At 56.2% G+C, this 14,050-nt stretch carries 12 protein-coding genes and 2 pseudogenes; 8 read left to right on the top strand and 6 right to left on the bottom strand.

Annotation, left to right across the window (positions count from 1 at the left end):
- Nucleotides 1–680 precede the first annotated feature (680 nt).
- A complete protein-coding gene (locus tag ACQUQF_RS22335; RefSeq protein WP_435181446.1) occupies nucleotides 681–1,925 on the bottom strand; it encodes a cation:proton antiporter in 1,245 nt (414 codons plus the stop codon).
- A 217-nt stretch (nucleotides 1,926–2,142) separates the two neighbouring features.
- Between ACQUQF_RS22335 and ACQUQF_RS22330 the strand changes: the two genes are divergently transcribed.
- Nucleotides 2,143–3,261 (top strand): copper transporter, encoded by a 1,119-nt coding sequence (locus ACQUQF_RS22330; protein ID WP_435181445.1) that lies wholly within the window; start codon nucleotides 2,143–2,145, stop codon nucleotides 3,259–3,261.
- Between the two features lie 569 nt (nucleotides 3,262–3,830).
- Nucleotides 3,831–4,217, top strand: a pseudogene (locus ACQUQF_RS22325) (zinc ribbon domain-containing protein); the annotation flags it as partial.
- 358 nt (nucleotides 4,218–4,575) lie between these two features.
- Here the strand turns inward: ACQUQF_RS22325 and ACQUQF_RS22320 are convergent.
- The 3 genes from ACQUQF_RS22320 to ACQUQF_RS22310 form a co-directional block, all read right to left on the bottom strand.
- Complete coding sequence (locus tag ACQUQF_RS22320; protein WP_435181444.1) at nucleotides 4,576–4,896, bottom strand: hypothetical protein; 321 nt, start codon at nucleotides 4,894–4,896, stop codon at nucleotides 4,576–4,578.
- Nucleotides 4,897–4,998: 102 nt separating this feature from the next.
- Entirely contained in the window at nucleotides 4,999–5,289 is a 291-nt protein-coding gene (locus ACQUQF_RS22315; RefSeq protein ID WP_435181516.1) for a DUF5615 family PIN-like protein, read from the bottom strand.
- A 29-nt stretch (nucleotides 5,290–5,318) separates the two neighbouring features.
- Nucleotides 5,319–5,498, bottom strand: coding sequence for a DUF433 domain-containing protein (locus ACQUQF_RS22310; RefSeq protein WP_435181515.1), 180 nt, complete (start codon nucleotides 5,496–5,498; stop codon nucleotides 5,319–5,321).
- Between the two features lie 434 nt (nucleotides 5,499–5,932).
- Here ACQUQF_RS22310 and ACQUQF_RS22305 point away from each other — a divergent pair, with 434 nt between their 5' ends.
- From ACQUQF_RS22305 to ACQUQF_RS22285, 5 genes and pseudogenes are all read left to right on the top strand, one after another.
- Nucleotides 5,933–8,467: a DNA cytosine methyltransferase gene (locus tag ACQUQF_RS22305; RefSeq protein WP_435181443.1), complete on the top strand. Its 2,535-nt coding sequence runs from the start codon at nucleotides 5,933–5,935 to the stop codon at nucleotides 8,465–8,467.
- Nucleotides 8,468–8,479: 12 nt separating this feature from the next.
- A pseudogene (locus tag ACQUQF_RS22300) lies at nucleotides 8,480–8,704 on the top strand (DNA cytosine methyltransferase); the annotation flags it as partial.
- 80 nt (nucleotides 8,705–8,784) lie between these two features.
- Nucleotides 8,785–9,318 (top strand): DUF7342 family protein, encoded by a 534-nt coding sequence (locus ACQUQF_RS22295; RefSeq protein ID WP_435181442.1) that lies wholly within the window; start codon nucleotides 8,785–8,787, stop codon nucleotides 9,316–9,318.
- A 9-nt stretch (nucleotides 9,319–9,327) separates the two neighbouring features.
- On the top strand, nucleotides 9,328–9,762 hold the full coding sequence (locus tag ACQUQF_RS22290) for a hypothetical protein (protein WP_435181441.1): 435 nt from the start codon (nucleotides 9,328–9,330) through the stop codon (nucleotides 9,760–9,762).
- 230 nt (nucleotides 9,763–9,992) lie between these two features.
- A complete protein-coding gene (locus ACQUQF_RS22285) occupies nucleotides 9,993–11,018 on the top strand; it encodes a Cdc6/Cdc18 family protein (RefSeq protein WP_435181440.1) in 1,026 nt (341 codons plus the stop codon).
- 75 nt (nucleotides 11,019–11,093) lie between these two features.
- On the opposite strand, the gene ACQUQF_RS22280 is transcribed toward ACQUQF_RS22285, so the two are convergent.
- Nucleotides 11,094–12,284: a hypothetical protein gene (locus tag ACQUQF_RS22280; RefSeq protein WP_435181439.1), complete on the bottom strand. Its 1,191-nt coding sequence runs from the start codon at nucleotides 12,282–12,284 to the stop codon at nucleotides 11,094–11,096.
- A 231-nt stretch (nucleotides 12,285–12,515) separates the two neighbouring features.
- Here ACQUQF_RS22280 and ACQUQF_RS22275 point away from each other — a divergent pair, with 231 nt between their 5' ends.
- Nucleotides 12,516–13,208, top strand: coding sequence for an SOS response-associated peptidase (locus tag ACQUQF_RS22275; protein WP_435181438.1), 693 nt, complete (start codon nucleotides 12,516–12,518; stop codon nucleotides 13,206–13,208).
- 39 nt (nucleotides 13,209–13,247) lie between these two features.
- Here the strand turns inward: ACQUQF_RS22275 and ACQUQF_RS22270 are convergent, their stop codons facing one another.
- Entirely contained in the window at nucleotides 13,248–13,436 is a 189-nt protein-coding gene (locus ACQUQF_RS22270) for a hypothetical protein (RefSeq protein ID WP_435181437.1), read from the bottom strand.
- Nucleotides 13,437–14,050 lie beyond the last annotated feature (614 nt).

Here is a 14,050-nt window from a genome sequence, read left to right as displayed (position 1 = left end):
CCCGAGCCGCCATCTGAGCCTGAGGCAACGGTCGTCGGGACCCAGACACTCCCAGATGGTGCGGTGGCGGTAACGGTTGAATTACGCAATCCGTACGATAGGGGGTTGGCGCGGGCGACGGTCGAATCAGCGTGTACGACACCGCCAGCGGAGGTGTCGTTCTCGATGGTGCCTGCGGATTCGACGGTGACAGGCACACTTGTTTGTCCGCCAGGAACGACAACCCCACGGGTATCGGTCGCAGGATGGGTCAAGGAGTAGACGTACAGAGAGGTACGGTGGCGGACGACCCGAGTTAAATTACTGCGACCGCAGTCCACGAAGCGCCGCCGGATAACTGGTCTTCGTTCGTCAAGTGCAACAGTGGGTTGAGAGTTGTCACGAGAGTAGTAGCCGCGTTTCCCTCCGATGGTGTTACTACTTTCAATTCAGATTCCCGTGTATATTGTCTGCGATGTCGGATTCGACCCGACCTGCAGGAGAATGGCAAACCCGGATAGTGAGAACGCCACCAACGAAAGTACGCTGAACGCGAGTTGCACGTCTACCATATCCCCTTTATCGCCAGAACAACAATCGGTCTGGTGGGCAATCGTCACTCTCTATTGCTTAATGTACGTTCTGCAATGCTCAACCCGAGGTGCGCGTTACCCATTGTCCAAATTGCCTACTGTACGGTGTCACGTTTCTGGTGACTGCTCTGCCGTTGGCTTTGTCGTCCCGGTTACACGCAACACGTACGGTGTTGACTGACCTTGGACAACCGTACTGAGAATGGCGATGCCGAACACCACCGTCCGAAGCAAGTCGTAAAACCGAATACTCGGTTGCACGCTCAACACCAATGCAATGGGGAGGATGGTGTGCAGACTCCCCCACACGATAACGTGTTGGTAGTGCAGCGGAATCGTGTCGTCGAACACCCAGTTACCGACTGTGATGACTGGATAGAGGATCATTGCACGAGCGGCGAGGACGAGTCCAAACGCGACCACGATGAAGAATGCGTGGTCAACCCACTGCGCCACCCGAACTTTCGTCCCAATCAGAATATAGAGGGTGGTGTTAACCACGAACGCGACCGTACTCCACGCTTCAAGTAGAAATTCCGGGTCGCCGTCGTCCTCCCCGATAATAAGGCCGTACTCGCCAGTCAATTCGCGTTGGAGGAGGCCCGCAGTGACGGTCGCTAGAATCCCGCTACCGCCGAGTTGGTGAGCGAGCAAAAAGCTTCCATATGCAAGGACGACCGTCAACAGAAATGTTGCCATGCGTTCGGAGATATAAGGTACTACGTATCGCATCACGCCCCCAGTAACAAGGCCGACAAGAATGCCCCCGCCAGCAAGAACGACGAACTTCCTGACGAGAATTGGGAGAAGCGACGGTTGTGACGGTGTCATTCCGACGACGATCGACAGTGTCGAGAACAGGACGATGGCTGAGGCATCGTTCAGGAGGGTCTCACCCTCGATGATGGCCTCCAGCTGGTCTGGGGCATTAAGTTCCTCAAAGAGTGATATAGCGGATACCGGGTCGGTTGGAAAGATAATCGCGCCGAACAGGAGTCCAATCATGAGCGGGACGGGGAGGACGGTCGAAACGAACCAGCCAACAACGACCACCGAGAGTGGGAGAACGATGACAACGAGCGTGAGAATCCACGGCCAATGGGTCTCCAACTCAGTAAGGCTAACTTCGAGCGTCTCCTGAAAGAGCAGCGTGGGCAATAGGACGAGCAGGATGACGTCGTGGGTGATCGGAATCTGGAGCGTGAACCCAGACACCGATACAGCAACCCCGATGAGGACGAGGATGACTGTGTAGGAGACTTCGACAATGTGGGCCGCAAGGATGCGTGCCCCAGTGGCGATTCCGAATAAGATGAGGACGTCCAGCAGTGTGGATTCGATTGATGCTGGCATACGCTGGCTGGTACCAGCATAAGGTAGTCGCTATCGAATAGGTGGTGGCCAGGAATGCAGTACACGCTTTGTATGAGTCAGTACATACTCTAATCGTTTCAGACACGTTCGAGTGTAGTTCCAACTATCCCCAACCGTTACTCGTCTTCTGGAATTCTGGCGCACTGAACTCTCGTCATCACACTCGTTAAATACCTGCCACCATACACTGGTGGTAATGGGACCGGGATGGGATCATCAGAGCCTCGTAAGCAGTACTCGGATGTTCTATCTTTTCGGAACCATCTACATTCTCGCAGCCATCGGACGCGCATTCTACGTCGTCACCAGCAGTGAGGCGCTCCTGACAGGGATCATTGATTTCTTGTTCGTCGGCGGCCCTGGGTTCGTCCTCCTTTATGGTGGCTACCGACTGCCACAAACAGATATCCACCCAAAGACATACTCACGGATTAGTCTCTGGTGTCTCGGCGGATTCGGTGTGACACTTGTCCTCGTCGAACTACTGCGATTAGAACCGGGAGTCATCTTTCGCTATCCACGCTGGGCGTTGACGCTCTCGACGTCACTCGGCACCGCCAGTGGGTTCCTCATTGGGGTATACGATGCTCGGGGTATCACACGAGCGGCGCAACTCCGCAATCAGCGCCAGCAACTCCAGCAACAGCAACAACAATTGCACCAGCAGAGCCAGAAACTCCAGCGCCAGAATGCCCGCCTGGAGAACTTTGCAAGTCTCCTCGCTCACGAACTCCGGAATCCATTATCAACTGCCAAAATCTATCTCCGCCAAGTAAGCGAAGGCGACCAAACTGCTGTTGAGGAGGTTGATACAGCGCTTACACGTATCGAAGAGATGGTCGAGGTCATTCTCGTCATCGCTCGTGGGGAGGATGCAGATATCGACCGGGAGGAAGTGACACTAGCGTCGGTTGCTGAGGACACGTGGGCCGACCTTGAGGTTCCAACCGCTGATCTCGTCGTCGAAACCGACCAGACACTCCTAGTAGACCCGGTCCACCTCCAGCATCTACTCGAGAACTTGTTCACGAACGCAGTCGAACATGCCGATGGAAGTGTGACCATTCGGATCGGGGACCTCCCGTCCGGATTCTACGTGGAAGATACCGGCCCCGGCATCCCTGAAGAAGATCGTGACCGGATCTTCGATGCAGGATACACTACAGGCGGCATTGGCTTTGGACTGATGTTCGTCGCTGAACTCGCGGAGGCATATGGTTGGAACTACATGGTCTCAGAGAGTGCAGACGGTGGGGCCCGCTTCGAGTTTACGGATATTGACTCGACCAACCCGAAGAAAACGCATATGCACTAGCCAGGTGTGTCTCAGGGCTCTACGCTGACGGACAAGTAGAAAGTACTGTATTTTGCCCTGTATTTATATTTAATAATGTACTAGTTCTGAATGAAAAGGAAGGCTACGACCTACTATTATAGTGAGTGGGGGAAAAGGGGTTGATGTACGTCACGACGTATTTTGAGGAGAGAACGCACCATCACAATCGGGCCAAGCATCTCGTATTTGTCCTCGCAAATGCCGAATCGCATGACCTCACTCGCATCCCGCCTGAACCGTACTTCTGTGAACGCGGCGTGGAACTGACTCCCGAAAAATTCGATGCAGGAGATGAGGACAAAGCCTCGTGGCCGAACTGCAAGTCGTGGCGATACGGTGGGCGGAAGCGGTGCCCAGAGTGCAGTGAGTACCCATCAATCAGTCGAGAACAACACATCCGGGCACGCGGGTATCGCCCCACACCAAAGAGCGAGATCCAACAAGTGACGTCCAAAAAGCGAGAAGAGGCAATGGAGAAAACCAAAGGGTACTGTCTCGTCTGCGGGGAAGGAGCATCATACGTTGTTCGGATGGTCCCTCCTCGGTACGGCGGCTCGCGGAACTGGGGTCAGTCGGGGAACAAGAAACTCCACGGATGGGAGTTCGACCGATTCGCTCGTCTCCTCGAATATAAGGCTGAGGAACACGGCATCCTCGTTGACCGCGTAGACGAGGAGAACACGAGCAAGACGTGTTCGTGTTGTGGGCAGATTCGAGATGCGAACCGTGTGGAGCGCGGTTTGTACGTCTGTTCGTCGTGCGAGACGACGATGAACGCAGACATGAACGGTGCGGTGAACATTCGCAGAAAGATGACTCAGAGTCCCCCGACGGGGGATATGAGTAACGGCTGGTTGGCACAGCCCGGAGTCTTCCTGTTCGACCGTGAGAGCGGGTCGTTCAAAACGAGAGAGCAGGGAGTCTGCAAACCCTAATATCCCAACGTTCGGGATTCCTCCGGCTTTAGCCGGAGGAGGATGTCAGGCGAGCATCACTATGATGATTTTGGGCATATGTTTACGGACATCTTCGTCCCTGCGGAGTGGAACAAGATTCACGGTGTAGCTTGGCGAGCGCTCGCGACCGACTTGAGGGATCAGTTTGATGAGATGGGTATGGAGACAATGGTGGGTGAGATGAACGATGTCTTGGACGCTGACGAAGATCGTGACTGGGGAACCCGTTTCTGTATTAATAGTTGGCATCACTGTTTCTTTATATACTTATGAATATGCAAATAATCCCGCGTTTTCGCTCAATGCGTGGTGCGTACTGCTAGGTTAGCGAGTACTGTCAATTACCGACCTGAATGCGGCGTTGTTTCTTCTCGGTTTGGTAGCCAATAAGGCAGGCCCCGACGAGCATCGTGAGAATCCCAAGAAGGATGATTCCCAATGCAAATTGGGCGATGGCCGACGGTGTGGTCAGGAGAAGTTCACCAAGAATGATCGCCCCGGCAACCAGAAACAGTCCCATCCCGGCGGTCGTTATCGGAACTGCCAAATGTGTGTATGCGATTTCAGATTCGACCACCATCTGCAGGAGTATGGCGAACGCGGGTAATGCGAGTGCTACCAACTGAAGCACGCTGAACGCGAGTTGCGTATTCACCATATCCTCCCCATTACCGGAACAACAATCGGTCTGGTGGGCAATCGTCACCCTGTACTTATCAGGCGACCGACTTTCAGTTCAGACAGTTTCAATTGAACAGGTTCAGAGGTAGTCAATGCCGCGGTTGTCCTCGTCCCGGTTCTCCAGATGGGCGTCAACGGCTTTTACCACATTGCCGATTTTCCGCCCATCTTGCTGCACGTAAATTAAGCCCGCGTGTTCCAGTCCTTCACCTTCGACGAGCGAGAAAAAATCGTCATCGAATGTGAGTAGTAGCCAGTCGTTCTCACGAGCATACTCTAACTGGTCACGGTCTCCATCGCCGAGAGTCCCTTCATCCCTCGCAGTTCGGACCTGCCATCCCCGGCGTTCTAGACCGTCATCGACAGGAATTCAGATACTATCGTCGCAGTACAGTGGCCTCATGCCGATGCCGATTCAGCAGACCGGAAGTCGTTGATGTGGTCGTAGTAGTACGCCAACGCTCGGTGGACATCGGCGAGCGAAAGGTCCGGGTAGAGCTGTATAATCTCGTCTGGATCGTAACCACTGTGCTCGTAAGCCGCTGCGATGTCCTTGACACGGATTCCGGTTCCCTCAATAGTGGGGGCTCCGTCGCTGTGCTAATCGTCCCGGACGATGCTCATAGTCTATGTTTGGGGCTGCAATGTTTTGAAATGACAGGATTAGAATACTGCCGAGTGAGAGTGCAGTAGGAACGATAGGCTCAGAAACCGTTCCTACCGCTAATAGCTGCTTTCAGGGACATCTTATGAATTTTCTGAAAACGAGAGCTGAAGCATCATTTTCGCTCAACTCTTTGAATACCAGTAGATAGTATGGAGTAACAGGTACTCAACGGAAATACAGGAAGGTTCCCACCGCACCGTCGATGGAAGTTGACAGACTCACAGACCATTACTTCGTGGTTCCCGATTATGCCGTAGCCGTCCGGCGACTTTTTCTTCTCCCTCCGAACTGGAGAGATGAGTACTACAATTCGTACCCTTCAGACAGTCTGGTCGGAGGTCTCGCCATGAGAAGAGAGCGCTCGCGTGACGTAATCCGAGCGGTCGACCTGTTCTGCGGCGCCGGCGGCCTCAGCTGGGGGCTGGTCGAGGCGCTCAAGAGCATCGCCATCGAGACCGACCAGCCGACCGAGGCCGTCCTGGAGGACTCCATCGACCTCGTCGGGGTGAACCACTGGGAGCAGGCTATCGCGACCCACAAGGAGAACCATCCGTGGGCCCGCCACTTTCACGACGACATCCAGACCATCAACCCCCGCGACGTCTTCGACGAGCGCGACCCGGACGTCAAGATCCTCTCGGGCGGCATTGAGTGTACCCACTGGTCGACCGCGAGAGGGGGTAAGCCAGTCGACGATCAGAAGCGGATGCCTGCCTGGGACTTCCTGACCTGGATTCAGAAGCTCCGCCCCGAGAACGTCCTTGTCGAGAACGTGAAAGAGTTCTGTTTCGCCGCAGACTCGATGGTACTGACGGAAGACGGTCCTATCCCGATTCAGGATGTCGAGGTCGGGACGAGGGTGTTGACGCACAAGGGACGATGGAAGGAAGTTACCAACACCTCTGAGCGCACGGATAGAACGATCAAGGTAAGCGGACGTTCGAACCGGCTCGTCGAGTGTACGCCTGATCATCACTTCTATGCCCGCGAAATTAACGCAGAATGCTGGGGCGGCAAGCGGGGACGCCACACGAAGAAATTCGGAGACCCTGACTGGGTACCCGCTGACAATTTGGTGCCTGAACACGAGACGAAGTACCAAGAGTTGTACGATGGTCACTACTGGAGTACTCCGCAGTCTTTCGATACAGACGCTCTGGAGGTGCCTGAGAACCCAGACCGGATCAAAGAAACTGACGAGGCGTTCGGGCGAATGATTGGGTTATGGCTCGGCGATGGATGGTTCCGCAAACGGGATCGACCCCAACCGCCGCACGGCCTTCGCATCGCCGGACAGGACCCCAAATTACAGAGCCAGTTAGAGGATGTGGATTACCTTAGCTGGAACAAGCAGATTCGGAAAGGAACTAACACGTACGTCTACGAAACAACGGCGAAGGGTCTGGCCCACTGGATAAAGGAACACTTTGGGGAGTACGCTGATGGAAAGACGATTCCCTCGTGGGTCTTAGCTCTCTCGGAGGACCACCGCAAAGCCCTCGTAGAGGGCTACCAGCAGGCCGACGGTTCAGTTGACTCATACGGGCGGGCGAGCGCGAAAACTGCGTCGAAGCAACTGGTGGTTGGTATTAAACACGTTCTTGAATCACTAGGCGTGGCAGCCGGTCTACCGGCTCCCATTGAGCCAAATGAGGAGAACCGCCAGACGATGTACACTGTGACTTGGGATTGGGATCTTTCTGTCGACGACAATGACCAGACCTTCAAAGAGGGTGATTATAGGTGGACCAGAGTTGTTGACACAGAACCAGCTAGCGAGTCAACGACAGTCTACGACTTGACTGTCGCCGACGATCACAGTTTTATCGTGGACGGCGTTGTCGCTCATAACTCGTCTTGGGGTCCTATCGAAAGCGATGGAACCCCGACGCGGAACGGCGAGACATTCGAGGCGTGGATCGACAGCTTCCACTCGCTGGGCTACAGCATCGACTGGAAGGTACTGAACGCCGCGAACTATGGCGACGCCACGTCTCGTGAGCGACTGTTCATTCTGGCACGTCGTGAGAACCGGCCGGAGTGGCCGGAGCCGACCCACACCGAAGACGGCGAGGGAGACACCCAGGAGTGGCGGACCGCCGCCGACATCATCGACTGGAGCGAGCCTGGCGGGTCGATCTGGACGCGAGACCTCCACGAAGCTCGGAAGCGTCCGCTGAAGAACTCCACGATGCAGCGAATCGCCGAGGGAGTTCGCCGTCACTGCCGCGACCGGCTGGAGCCACTCGCAGACGCACTCGCCGAGCTCGGTCGCGAAGACGTGAAGCAGCTCCGGCAGTCGGTCGTCCCGTTCGAGTACGCCGAGACCGCGGCGGAAGTCCTCGACGAGCCCTTCCTCGTGGAGCAACCAGCAGGTGCAGCGCCGGCGCTCGCGGCGCCGTATCTCCTCCGCCAGCAATCGGGCGGGCAACCCCCCTCGATTGAAGACGAGCCGGTGCCGACGATCTCGTCAGCGGGCTCCATCGCGAAGGTCGAACCGCGGCCGCTCATCATGCCTCGGAACGGAGCGATGGGTGGCCTCCACAGCAACTCGCTGTATCGACCTGAAGACCGGCCACTCCACACGGTGACCGCACGGAACACCGACGGCTACCTCGTGACGCCATACCTCTGCCCGATGTACAACGGCCGCGAAGGCCAGCGACCGCGAACCCGCAGGGTCGACCGTCCCCTGATGACGATTCCGGCGTCGAAGAGTCCAGCAGGCGTCGCGACACCCTTCCTGGTCGACTACCACGGCAACTCCGACGTGTCGCCCTGCGACATCCCGCTCGGTGCAGTCGAGGCGCGTGACCGATACGCGCTCTGCGTTCCCGAGGAGTTCCCGTGGGGGATCGACGTCCGCTACCGGATGCTGTAGCCACACGAGCTCCAACGGGCCCAGGGCTTCCCGGACGACTACGAGATTCTCGGCAACAAGCGCGATACGACGCGCCAAATCGGGAACGCGGTACCCGTGAATCTCGCCCAGCGGCTGGTCGAAAGCCTGCTCGAGAGTAGCACGCCGTCGCTGACCGACTACCTCGACACCGACTCACCTGCTGCCGAGTTTGGAGATAGACCGACGCTTCAAACTGTTGTTGCCAGCGGTGAATAGACCGTGCGTATCGGCAATCGACGAGTCAGGAAATAATTCCCCGAAGCAAGAATTATATTCATGCCCCTCTAAGTTCCAGTATGTCCGATACAGAGCCTTCAGATGATCCTCCCTCCTTTGACGATGCGTTTCACGGTGATGACGTCGAACAACGCATCTACGGGACGATCCTCCAGACTCGCGACCCGACAACAGCGAGTACCATCGCCAACCAGGCCGACTGCGATCCAAAAACTTCCCGTAAGTATTTAGATTGGTTCACCGACCTCGGCATCGTCACACGCCACGACGGTCACCCAGCTACGTACGAGCGCAATGGCGCCTACTTTGAGTGGCGGCGAATCAACCAGCTCGCGGCCGAACACTCCGTTGAGGAGCTCCAGCAGCGCGTCCGAGAACTGACTTCGCGGATCGACGAATACGAAGACACGTACGACGCCCCCACGCCGGCGGCCGTCGACGCTGTCGCCGCTGCGGAGGCGAGCGACGGTCGAACTATCGATGCCGTGTACGGTGACCTCGGTGATTGGGCCACCGCTCGGGATGAACGCGAGCGCTACGAACGCGCCCGCCAGCAACGCGCCGGCGCCGAGGGCGAACAGGCCTCCGGGTAACCCCCAATAATGGCACCGCCTACAGGGGATGGTCGTAGCCCCGCGCCTATCGACCGTCCGATTCTCGAATTTCTCCAGACACGTCTCCAAGCAACGGCTCAGGTTTCACAGGCGACAATCACTGATGCAAATGGGCATCTTGAGCTCGCCGTCACGCTCGCTTCATCGTATTATCCAGAAACTGTCGACGAGGCAAATCTGAGTGTTCGCTGGTACACGAACGACGACTTCAAAATCCACTATCGAGAGGTGCATCTAGAGATTGCTTGGGAGTGTCGTTGGGATCGACATCCAAATCCACATAATACGCGAGATCATTTCCATCCGCCACCTACTGCCCGAACACCCGGAGAAGACGCCTCGTGGCCAGCTGATCATCGCGATGTTCTCCGACTTGTCCTCGACGAAATCGAAGAACGAATTGGCGAGTTGTGGACTGAATAACTAGCTGAGAATGCTTGTTTTTGCATTAGAGTAGCCGAGGAGGGTTCAATTCGGTTCAATATTGGAACCGTTAGGTTCAGCATCTTCTGACTTAGATTCGGTGCAGAATTGCTCGTTCGGGCGTAGAACACCGGCGGCCGGACCTAACCACCTGACGTGTTAGAACATCTTCTGGAAATTCCGGAAACGAGCCCGCTAAGTTAAGTACCATCGTCCTGATACGGCTATCTGTGATAACTGATGCTCGCGTCCTCCGGACAGGGTTCGTCCCCCGCGAAGTCGAGCATCGCGACGCCGAAGTCACCCATCTAACCGAAATTCTCGCCCCGCTCACCAACGGCGAGCCCGCCGACACCACCCTCCTGCTCGGCCCCTCAGGCGTCGGGAAAACCTGCTTGGCGAAGTACACTGCCGAACAGCTTCGCCAGGAGGTCCTCGACGTCGAGTACCAGTACGTCAACTGCTGGCAGAACTTCTCCGAGTTCCGCACCATCTACCGAATCCTCGAGGGCCTCGGCAAGACCGTCGACATCCACCGCCAATCGACGCCCCGCGACGAACTGTTCGAGCGGCTCCGCCAGTACGACGGCTCGCCCTGCGTCGTCATCCTCGACGAAGTCGACCAGTTGGAGGACAAACGTCTACTCTACCATCTTCACGAGCTCTCCCATTTCTCGATGCTGCTGATCGCCAACCGCGAGCGCGACCTGTTCGCGACCGCCGGCGAACGCCTCACCAGCCGGCTCACCGGCAGCGAGCGCGTCCGGTTCGACCGGTACAGCGCCGGTGAACTCATCTCTATCCTAAATGCGCGTGCCAAGTGGGGGCTTGAAGAGGGCGTGATTTCCGACAGCCAACTCGAGACGATTGCCGACGCCGCCGGCGGAGATGCCCGGGTTGCGCTCAGTATCCTTCGAACCGCCGCTCGGCAAGCACAACGGCAGAACCTCACCGAGATTACGGACGAGGTTGTCGAAGCCGCGATTCCAGAAGCTCGTGTGGAACGCCACGAGAAGGACCTCGAGACGCTTACCCACCACCAGCGGACCCTCTACCAGATCATCGAAGAGCACGAGGCGATCTCGCCGAGCGACCTCTACGAGAAGTATGAACAACGCGTCGACGACCCAAAGACCAACCGGACGGTCCGCAACTATCTCTCCAAGATGGACCAATATGACGTCATCGAAGCAGCAGGGACGAGCCGTGACCGGACGTATCGGTCCGTCTCAGAGTCGTTCGAGCATATCGAGTAAGCAACAGTGCTGACGTTCTCTCTTACGCGAGGTGTGCAGCGACGATTCTGAACAAAGCATCTATGCAATCAACTACTATGTGATGTCGTACCAACCGCCGTTCCGCGACTCTGCGATCTCACCTTTCCCTTTCAATTCACCGAGAATCACCAACACTTCACGTTTCGACAGCCCCTTCTCGGCGCCTTTCTCGATAATCGCATCCTCATCAATTGCATCTCCTGGCTCTCGGCGTGAAAACATCTGTCGGACCCGACGCTTCTTTTTCGTTTCTTCCGATACATACCCTTGAATAGCGGTGTCGATTTGCTCGTCCGACAAGTTCTTTGGCTCGTTGTCGATGCCGTACATGACTTCGTACGGCCGACGGTACATTTGGATGGCGCGGTCGGCATCCACAGGTAGCACATCGTCATCATGCCGGATACGCGCACACGCCTCGGAAAGCCTATGTAGTGTGTCTTTTCCCTGTTGTGGTACGGAATCCTCACCGAGCGATTCGACGTGAATCTCCACCAACGCTTCAAATAGCTGGCTTTCAACGGCTTGCTCGATGACGGGCGTGTACTGTTGTGCGTCCGTGATATACTCTCGTGCCGTGTCTGGTTCGATCGGTTCGGCGGTAACCGGTTCTTGGAGGCCATCCACGTCAGCGTAGATGAGATCGAGTGTGGATGCCAAGGACTGAGGAACGGTTTCTGCTTGCTCTTTTAGCCAGCCATACTCATCCCATTCACCAGACGTTGGGGTATCAATCAGTAGTACGGACGCCGTCATATCCACTGTGTCGTGGAATCCTTTCTTACTGATACTGATGCCGCCCGAGCCAATTCCTTCGATGAGTGAGTTTGTGGTTCTGTCGTCGAGATCGTGTGGATGTTGGATCGCGAGATAGCTAGTGGATGAGTCTGTAAGGGCTCCGTTGTCGAGAAACCAGCCGGCGTTCGGACCTTTACTCCGGACGGTACCGACGAGTCCGGTGTAGGTTGCGTTTGAGGCGTTCGCGCGTTTTCCGTTTGGATGAAGCTCAGTGAGGTGGTTGACAAGTCCAGGGATATTGACGTCCTCCCCAGCAGTGTAGGCGATGTGGAGATCGCCGCGGACGGGTTGACCACCACGCCGTTTTTCCGTACCTCCGAAAAGCTGGGCGAGAAGGACGCTGGCACCAGTCCGAGAGATGCCGTGTTGAGTGAGGGTGGCGAGGAACCGTTTGTAGACCTCGTCATCGTCTCTTAGGGCCTGTGCACCGGTGTTCTCAGTTGCCATATTCGCAGAGATGGTTGGATGCAAGATAAAGGTAGGAAGTGTGTTCCGGTTGCTAACACTGTCATGAACGGGAATACAGTTACACTGCTTTTGTGCCTGGAATCTTCTCTCTATTTAGATAATGGCGTAACGGCAATCTTTGCAAGATTATATTGGCGGTAATTCGACCGTCACTCCGGTCTACTATAAACCGAGCAAGATACTATTAAGGGCCAGTTCGTAGAGCGAGCTATGTGTGGCCGGACCTCGCTATTCGTCCCCCAGTCGATCCTCGAGGACCGCTTTGACGCGACTGCGGTCGAACCCATCACACCTCGGTACAACATCGCACCAAGCGACACTCTCGCGACCATCACCAACGACGCCAGCGACGAAATCACGCAGTTCGAGTGGGGCCTGCTCCCCTCGTGGGTCGACGACCCCGAGGACTCACCGACTCCGATCAACGCCCGCGCCGAGACCGTCGCCGACAAGCCGATGTTTCGCGACGCCTTCGAGAAGCGACGGTGTCTGATACTCGCCGACGGCTTCTACGAGTGGAAAGGCCAACACGGATCGAAACAACCCTACCGGATCACTCGCGTCGACGACCAACCGTTCGCGTTCGCCGGGCTTTGGGAGACCTGGGGAGAATCTCAAGAAGACGTCCGGGAGACCGTGACCATCATCACGACCGACGCCAATGACGTCGTCGAACCCATCCACGACCGGATGCCCGTGATGCTCGAACGTAGCGACGAAGAGACATGGTTGACGGCCGACGACCCCGACGAGCTCCAAAGCGTCCTTGACCCGTACACACCGGACACACTCCGAGCGTATCCCGTCTCGAAACGAGTGAACAACCCTGCTAACGAATCCGCAGAGGTCATCGAGGAAATCGATATCGGCAAGCAGGTCGGCTTCGACGAATTTGCCACCTAACAGGAGTTAGCAGCACGGTGCCTGAAACGGACTGTGCAATCACTTTGGCTGCCGGTACGTGATAACTCGGTCCGAATGTTCTTTCCGGACGAGCCTGCCACTCTCAGCTAACTGCTTGAGCGTTTTATTGACCGTCGGCTGGGATTCCTCAACCATGTCGGCAAGTTCAATCGCAGTATAGGGCTCCCCCGGATTCATTTTGTTCAACAGCTTCTCTTCCAGACTCATTCGGTGGTGGTCAACGCGAGAATCAAAAAGTGCTGTCGTACTAAGTTGCCCTGAAACGTACTTAGAACGTCAGAAAGCTTGTTACTCGTTCGCGTCGTCTCACGGAGGATGGACTCGAAATACTACGAGTGCGACTGCGGGTGCGAGACCTGGTACGTTCACCCGGGACTGTTTCGCCCGACTGCGTTGGAATGCACCGAGTGCGGAGACGTGATAGAGGTACCGTCACGGTCTCGCGATTCTTGATTGCGCTGGTTGATGGGACGAGTATCACGTAATTGGCGCCACATACTAATCGTCTCGGGCTTCTGACTTGATGAAACGAGCTCCGTTTGAAGGCACCGGGAAACGCCTAACACCCCGGTCGTAGAACCCCCGCTATGAGGGTCTGGGTTACGTGGGAACGCCAACAGACGGCTCACATCTTCCACGACTGTCCCGAGCTCCGAGACGTCTCGGACGAGGACGTGGAGCATGTAGAGTTCTCCGACATCCAGCGCGCGGTGTGCTCGCAGTGTTGGGATCGGTCGTTCCGAGAGAAGCCGTCGAATTAGGGGCCCACCAATCAGATTGAGTTTCAGGTTCAGAAATCAGACTAGACACCTTCTGGAGAG

It is taken from the genome of Halorussus sp. AFM4 (genome assembly GCF_051194995.1).
Classification (GTDB): domain Archaea; phylum Halobacteriota; class Halobacteria; order Halobacteriales; family Haladaptataceae; genus Halorussus.
Note: the sequence above shows the minus strand (reverse complement) of the source record. Positions and strands in the feature narration are given on the sequence as shown.

Coding starts and splice junctions, on each gene's coding strand:
- ACQUQF_RS22335 (WP_435181446.1), bottom strand. CDS start 1,925: ATGCCAGCATCAATCGAATCCACACTGCTGGACGTCCTCATCTTATTC.
- ACQUQF_RS22330 (WP_435181445.1), top strand. CDS start 2,143: ATGGGACCGGGATGGGATCATCAGAGCCTCGTAAGCAGTACTCGGATG.
- ACQUQF_RS22320 (WP_435181444.1), bottom strand. CDS start 4,896: ATGGTGAATACGCAACTCGCGTTCAGCGTGCTTCAGTTGGTAGCACTC.
- ACQUQF_RS22305 (WP_435181443.1), top strand. CDS start 5,933: ATGAGAAGAGAGCGCTCGCGTGACGTAATCCGAGCGGTCGACCTGTTC.
- ACQUQF_RS22295 (WP_435181442.1), top strand. CDS start 8,785: ATGTCCGATACAGAGCCTTCAGATGATCCTCCCTCCTTTGACGATGCG.
- ACQUQF_RS22290 (WP_435181441.1), top strand. CDS start 9,328: ATGGCACCGCCTACAGGGGATGGTCGTAGCCCCGCGCCTATCGACCGT.
- ACQUQF_RS22280 (WP_435181439.1), bottom strand. CDS start 12,284: ATGGCAACTGAGAACACCGGTGCACAGGCCCTAAGAGACGATGACGAG.
- ACQUQF_RS22275 (WP_435181438.1), top strand. CDS start 12,516: ATGTGTGGCCGGACCTCGCTATTCGTCCCCCAGTCGATCCTCGAGGAC.
- ACQUQF_RS22270 (WP_435181437.1), bottom strand. CDS start 13,436: ATGAGTCTGGAAGAGAAGCTGTTGAACAAAATGAATCCGGGGGAGCCC.